Genomic DNA, 7,661 nt, shown 5'->3' with positions numbered 1-7,661 from the left:
AGGTTCGTGTCGAAGACCTGCTGGCCGTCGAGCGCATCGGCCGTATAGAAGTTGTTCGTCACGACACCGCCGGCATTCACCCACGGCGCCTTGTCGGCAGCGCTCGCCTCGAAGTCTCCATTGGTCAGAAGCTCGCCGCCGCCCGGGGCTGCGTCACCCGGTCCGACGGCAATGTCGTCGAAGTAATAGGTCTTCTCGCCCGCCGTCGCTCCGTCGGTGCCGAAGTTGAAGAAGATAGAGACCTTGCTGTAGGTCGCCGCAGGGTTGAAGGGCGGGCCTGCGGCTTCATTGGCAAAATCGAACGTCAGGGTCTCCCAGGCATTGACGGTCGTCGTCACCGCCTCGGTCTCCACCGCGATAGCCGGATCCGACGCATCTTCGATCTTCAGCCGCACCGGGATGCCCGCATCCGGCGAGTACACCCGCACCGACATCTGCGTGTTGTCCGCAGCCAGCGGGATCACCGGCACCGCCTCGCCCGGCAGGGTAGAGACCGTCGTGCCCGCCCATACCTGAGCCGTATCCGACTTCACCGTCAGCACGACCTGGTTTGCTCCGCCCGCAGGGTCGTTGGTCACCGTCGAGGCAGTGCCACCGAAATCGGTCAGAGTGTAGGTGGTCGCCGGATCGTCGAACGTGATGGTCGTGAACTCCGGCGCCGGCGGCGGCGGCACCGGGCAGGGCTCGCTCGTCTGCTCGATGTCGTCGTAGTAGAAGGTCCAGTCGTCCGGGTTGTTCGCCAGATCGCCGACCGCGCCCAGGTCGAAGAAGATCGAGATGCCGGTGACCGGTGGGCCTGCGTTGTCACCGGTAAAGTCGAAGCAGAGCTCCTGCCAGACACTGCCACCATCGTGAGTGTCGTCCCGCTCCACCGCGGGAGTACCCTCCACTTTGAACAGGACGGGCACCTCCCGCTGCGACCAGACCTTCATCCTGAAGATCTCGCCCTGACTCCAGTCGACACCCTCCGGCAGGGCGAGTGTGCTGCCGCCGAAGTCAGACGCCGACGTCTTGGTCATCTGCACGACCTGCCCGCTGGTGTTGATGCCGCTCGGATCCGGATTGGCTATCACCGTCGATTCGCCGCCACCGAAGTTGTCGAAGCTGAGGCTCGTGGTATCACCCTCGAAGTCCACTGAAGTCGTTGTGTCGACAGGAGCGTCACCGCTGATGATGGAGACGTTGTCGATGTAGATGTCTGACACGCATCCGGCGGCGCCCCCGCAGATCGCCGTGAATTGCAGGGTTATCCCTCCGCTGACGTCGGGTCCGAGGGTGATCGTCAACGGCCCCACCGTGGTCCAGTCGGCGGGGAAGCCGCCGCCGCTGAGGATCGAGTCCGTCTGCGAGACACCGCCACCACTCAGTTCGGAGAACAGCACCACGTCCACGACACCACCATTCGCATCCGTGCCCTTCCAGTCGAAGGACACCGTGACCTGCTGGCCGGGTGTCAGGTCACCCGCCGCCAGGTTGGATTGCTTGAGCGTCGGATTGCCGGGGATCGTGACATTCATGTTGGCGGCGAAACTGCCACCGGAACTGTCCCCTGTCGTCGTGATGGTTCCTCCGTTGGCGAACGTCTCCCAGCCGGTCAGGTCGCCGGTCTCGAAGTCGCCGTTGACCGTCAGCTCGCCGGTAGCACCTCCGCCACCGCCACCGCCACCGCCACCGCCTTCGGTGGAGAAGTAGACGTCATCGACGTAAAGCGTGCCGAAGGCCAGGCCGCTGGTCCCGTCGATCGGGTTCCAGAAACCGAGATTGGCCGCAGCGGAAAAGTCCGTCGCTGTGAAATCGGCCAGCGGGATGGCGTACGTCGCCCAGTTGCCCGAGGTCGCCACCGGCGTGTAGCTCGAGAGCGCCACGTTGGTGCCGGCGGCACCGGCACCCGGCGGCTCGATCTGGATCGTCAGGTCCGCAAACCCGGCTATCCCCGACGTATCCACCGTGAAGTTCAGCGTGTCGTACGCCGTCAGGTCGACGCCGCCGAAGTTCAGAAGGATGCCACCGAACGTGGAACCGCTGTTCTGGTAATCGATTGCCAGGACGACATCGCCCTCGAAGGCCGGGATCGCCGTGCTCGTCGGATCGGCCACGGTGTTGTTGCCGCCGAAATCGATGCTGTTGGTAATGCTCGTTACCGCAATGGTCGATTCCGTGGTCGTCTCGGTGAACACGCCGGCCGTGCCCGGTCCGTGGTCGCCGGTGCCGCTACCGCCCTCGGTGGAGAAGTAGACGTCATCGACGTACAGCGTGCCGAAAGCGAGGCCGCTGCCATCGGTGGGGTTCCAGAAGCCCAGATTGGCCGCAGCGGAAAAGTCCGTCGCGGTGAAATCCGCCAGCGGGATGGCATAGGTCGCCCAGTTGCCCGAGGTGGCCACCGGCGTGTAGCTCGAGAGCGCCACGTTGGTGCCGGCGGCACCGGCACCCGGCGGCTCGATTTGGATCGTCAGGTCCGCAAACCCGGCTATCCCCGAGGTGTCGATCGTGAAGTTCAGCGTGTCGTACGCCGTCAGGTCGACACCGCCGAAGTTCAGAACCGCACCGCCGAAGGTAGAACCGCTGTCCTGGTAGTCGATCGAAAGGACCACGTCACCCTCGAACGCCGGGATCGCCGTACTCGCCGGATCGGCCACGGTGTTGTTGCCGCCGAAATCGATGCTGTTGGTAATGCTCGTTACCGTGATCGTCGACTCAGTGGTCGTCTCCGTGAACACGCCCGCCGTGCCCGGACCGTGATCGCCGGGTTCGGGCGGCGGCACGGGGCAGGGCTCGGTCGTCTGCTGGATATCGTCGTAATAGAACGTCCAGTTGTCCGGGTCGTTCGCGACGTCGCCGACTGCACCCAGATCGAAGAAGATCGAGATGCCGGTGACCGGCGGGCCCGCATTGTTGTCCGTGAAGTCGAAACAGAGCTCCTGCCAGAGGCTGCCACCGTCATGGGTGTCGCTCTGCTCCGCGGGCGGAGTACCCTCCACCTTGAACAGGACCGGCACCTCCCGCTGCGACCACACCTTCATCCTGAAGACTTCGCCCTGACTCCAGTCGACTCCGTCCGGCAGGGCCAGCGTGCTACCGCCGAAATCCGACTCCGACGTCCTGGTCATCTGCACGACCTGTGCGCTCGTGTTGATGCCGCTCTGGTCCGGGTTGGCGATCACCGTCGATTCACCGCCACCGAAATTGTCGAAGCTGAGGCTCGCGGTATCCCCCTCGAAGTCCACTGAAGTCGTTGTGTCGACAGGGACATCGCCGCTGAAGCCGACATCGGTCAGGAGGTAGGTGAAGGACTCGGCAGGTGCCGGCGCTATCGTCTCGAACAGAAGATCCGTCGCTGTGGCGACGCCCTCGAACTCCGTGACCGGCACAGACACCTGATACCAGCCGTTCCCCAGGTCCGTCGCGAACGCCGATGTGGTCACATTGATGTCGAGATAGGGCGGATCGGGATCATTCGGGAACTTGACCCGGATCACGCCGCCGCTCAGACCTTTCACCTTGAAGTCGAGCGTCTCGTACCCTGCGGCGAAGCCGGGGTCGAAACCCAGGTAGGCGAGCTGCGCATTCCACACGTCGTAGCCGAAACCGGTGGTGATGGCCAGCGCGGGGCTGAAGTCCAGATCGCCCCTGAAGTCGTCGTCGATGACCGCGTCGGAGCCGAATACGGATATCTCCGCGTAATCATCCGGGATCACGAGGTCCGGCATCCCGTCGCGATCGTAGAGCGTGACCTCCGGGATGATGCCCGGATCGGCAGGCACGAAGTCGCCAGCGCCGCTGAAGCCGATATCGTTCAGCAGCATCCGGAACTCCGTCGGCGAGGTGTCGTCGCTCTCGATCACGATGCCGGTCGCCTCAGCGGCGCCGCTGAAATCGGCCACCGGGATAGAAACCTGGAACCAGCCGTTCTCCAGCTCCGCCGAATAGTCGCTGCTGGTGAGGTTGAGGCGCAGCGCGTCGACGCCGTCGAACAGCTTCACGAAGATCACGAAGCCGGGCATGCCCTTGACCTTGAAGTCGACGGTCGCGTATTGGGTAAGGAAGCCTTCCGGGAAGCCGATGAAACCGACCTGGGCGACGTTGGCGCCGTAGCCGGTACCGCTGAAGACGGAGAGCACCGGACTGTAGGTCTCGTCGTCCGCATAGGCCGGATCGATGATCGAACCCGAGCCGAAAGTCGTCCGCTCGAGATAGTCGTCGGGAATAACGAGGTCCGGGTCGCCGGCGCTCGTGAACAGGGCCGCATCCGGATCGATGGAAGGATCGCTGCCACCGGGACCCGCAACGGTCAGCGAGACGTCATCGATGAGCACCTGGCCGATATCGGCCCCCATGTCGAACAGCACTCGACTGTCCGCGCCACCGAATCCCGTGGCCGTGATATCGAATTGGAAGGTCTGCCAGTCCGTGGTCAGATTCACGGTTTGTGTGATGTTAGTGAACGGCTCCACATTCAGGCCGATACCCGCCAGCATCGTGCGCGCACGATCGGACCGTGCCTCGAACGTCAATGTGTAGGTTTCACCCTCGGTGATCGCGACGACCTGGCTCAGATTGACGTCGAACGGCTGACCCGCCGCCGTTATATCGGCAAAGTTGACGAGGTCTCCGCCATCATCGACTACGTTCGCCGCATTCCCGATCCAGGGGTCGACACCCGCCTCGAAATCCCCATTGGTCAGCAGACCGGAATCGAAGGGGTCGCCGCTGCTGGGCGGCAGCGGTGTTACCGGCTCATTGCTGATCGAGTCGGGCCCGTCACCCTGGCCGCAAGCCGCCAGCAGGAGGGCCGAGGCGATTAGCGCCAGTGTGCGGAATGAACGTGTGCTTGCTGATGCGTGCATGAGGGAACTCTCTGCAAAGAATCTGGTAGGAACTCGATTCCCGGGTTTAATTGATCACGATGGAGACGTCGTCGTAGTAGACATCTGCAAAACTGCCTGCGCCGCCCGTAGTGGCCGTCAACTGCAGGGTTATGCCGCCCGAGACGTCTGTAGATATCGGGACCACGAACTGGAAGTCGGCCCATACATTCGGATCGGCATCCAGAGCCAGAGGGCCTCCACCGAGAATCTGGGCGCTCGACGTACCTTCGCCGTCCAGCTCGGTGAAGAACTCGGCGAAAGCGACGCCGCCGGGCCCGAAGCTGCCCCGTGCCGAGAAACTCACCGTGGCGGTCTGGCCGATTTCAACCGGCGCCAGATTCGCCTGCTTGATGATGGAGGCGGTTCCCGGCGCCGTATTGTTGATACGCCCCGCGAAAGTGCCCGACTTCGGATTCGTCGTGACGACCGTCTGCTCGTTCGGATCCGCACTGACCGGGAACAGAGCCCAGCCCGACAGATCACCGGCTTCGAAGCCGCCGTTTACGGCAAGGTCGCCGGCACCGGGGCCGCCGCCACCGCCGTCGCCACCGCCGTTGCCACCGCCACCGGTCCCGCCTTCCGTAGAGAAGTAAACGTCATCCACGTAGAGCGTGCCGAATACGAGCTCATCACCGCCACCGATCGGATTCCAGAAGCCCAGGTTGTCGGCAGCAGCCAGGTTGGTCACCGGGAAATCGGCCAACGGGATCGCATAGGTCGCCCAGTTGCCCGATGTGGCGACCGGGGCATAACCCGACAGAAGAACCTTGGTACCGTCTGCCCCCGCACCGGGCGGCTCGATCTGGATCGTCAGGTCTGCCAACCCGGCAATCCCCGTCGTATCGATCGTGAAATTCAGCGTGTCGTATGCCGTCAGGTCGACACCGCCGAAATTGAGGATCACACCACCGAATGTAGAGCCGGTGTCCTGGTAATCGATCGACAGGACGACGCTGCCCTCGAATGCGGGGATCGCCGTGCTGTTGGGATCGGCGACGGTGTTGTTACCGCCGAAATCGGCACTATTGGTAATGCTCGTTACCGTAATGGTCGATTCTGTCGCCGTCTCCGTGAACACACCGGCCGTACCCGTGCCATGGCCGTCACCGCCACCGGTGTCACCGCCGCCGGTACCGTCGTCGATATTGAAGCCGATGTCCGCGAGGAAGAACCGGTGACCTTCGGGATAGGCCCCGACCAGCGTCTCGAACACGATCTGACTGAAGGTGGAGACGTCCCCGTAGGCAGCCACCGGAATGACCACCTGCGACCAGCCGTCACCGAGATCGGTCACCGTGACGCCGGCGGGCGGAGCGGTCAGGTCTACGGTGACGGGAACCGACGTCCCGGGGAAAGGCTCTTCCAGTTTCGCGACGATGGTGTTGTCCGTGTCGAGACCCTTGACCTTGAACAGGAACTCGTCATAGCCGGTCGCGAAACCGGGCGTCAGTCCCGTCAGGCCGAGCTGTGCGAGCGTACCGCCTCCATAGCCGGCTCCGACCGTGACCTGCACTACGTTGGCGTAGGAGTTGTCCCCTGCAAAATTCTGATTGAAGGTGCTACCCGAGCCGAACGTCTCGAAAGTGGGCGTCAGGTCCGGCGCCGAGCCGTCTGCGGCACTGATCACGACCTCCGGAATGATGCCCGGATCGGCCGGCTCCACCTCGACCTCCTCGCCCGAATACACGCGGACCCAGTCCACCTCCATCGTCGCCGGGAACGGCGTCGAACCGTTCGGCGCGCCGGGAAGGTCGCCGCCCACCGCGAGATTCAGGAGGATGTGAAACGGCTGATCGAAGGGCGCCGGATAGGGCGCTGCCGTCGAGAACCAGGAATTCTGCACCGCGTACAGTACGCCGTTGAAATACCAGCGGATCTCGAACTCGTCCCACTCCAGGGCATAGGTATTGAAACCGCCGGTCACGTCTTCGGAGGGCGTGTAGTCGACGCTCGAGAACTGGTTGGCCGGGAACTCGCCGCCGTAATGGATCGTACCGAAGATGTTGTTGCCGCCGCCGACGCCGCCGGGGCCGGGCTGGCCGTCCAGGTTGGCGGCTTCGACGATGTCGATCTCGCCGGTCGCCGCCCAGCTGCCGTACGGGCTGTCCTGGGACAGCATCCAGAATGCGGGCCACAGGCCCTGTCCGGACGGGAACTTGATGCTCGCCTCGATACGGCCGTACTTGAATGCGAAGCGGTCACGCGTAGTGATCCTCGCCGACGTGTAATCGAAATCGCCCACGGTCTCGCGGCGGGCGGTGATCTTCAGGACGCCGTTCTCGAGCTGCGCATTGTCCGGCAGATACCACTGCAGCTCGTTGTTGCCCCACCCGGACGGCAGGCCGGTGATGCCACCGTCGCCGACGAAGTCGGATCCGTCGCCGGATTCGAAGAACCAGGTCTCCGGGTCGAGCTTTGCGCCGTCGAACTCGTCGCTCCAGACCAGGGTCAGCAGATCGCCGTCGCTGACCGGAAACGTCGTCGGTATCTCCAGCGTCGGGTTAGCGATGTTGAAGTTGGTCCGGGTCGTCGTATCCGCCACCGGGATGTCGATCGGATCGACCTGCTCCAGCGTTTGGTCACGGTCTTCCTGGGTACAGGCAGACAGCGCCACCAGGGTGGCCAGAGCGGCAACAAAGCGTGGCAATCCTCGCGGGCCGGGCATCATAGGTTCTCCCTCAAAGACGGAAAGCCCGAAGGCTTGAGGCTGATTCGTGGGTTGACGCTGATCCGCGTCGGGGGATTCGGGGTCGAGGCGAGGCCGGTCCGCGTGTCGGCACGGGAGAAGCGCGCGGC

Annotated in this window: 2 protein-coding genes; both read right to left on the bottom strand. The window is 63.7% G+C overall.

Annotation, left to right across the window (positions count from 1 at the left end):
* A partial coding sequence (locus ACJMKZ_RS10445) for a carbohydrate binding domain-containing protein (protein ID WP_405233125.1) occupies positions 1–4,844 on the bottom strand: 4,844 nt, incomplete at its 3' end.
* A gap of 46 nt (positions 4,845–4,890) precedes the next feature.
* Positions 4,891–7,533, bottom strand: coding sequence for a family 16 glycosylhydrolase (locus ACJMKZ_RS10440; protein WP_405233124.1), 2,643 nt, complete (start codon positions 7,531–7,533; stop codon positions 4,891–4,893).
* Between the last annotated feature and the right edge of the window lie 128 nt (positions 7,534–7,661).

It is taken from the genome of Lentisalinibacter salinarum (assembly GCF_040706555.1).
GTDB classification, from domain to species: Bacteria; Pseudomonadota; Gammaproteobacteria; order Steroidobacterales; family Woeseiaceae; genus Lentisalinibacter; species Lentisalinibacter salinarum.
This window is presented reverse-complemented; position numbering and strand designations above follow the sequence as displayed.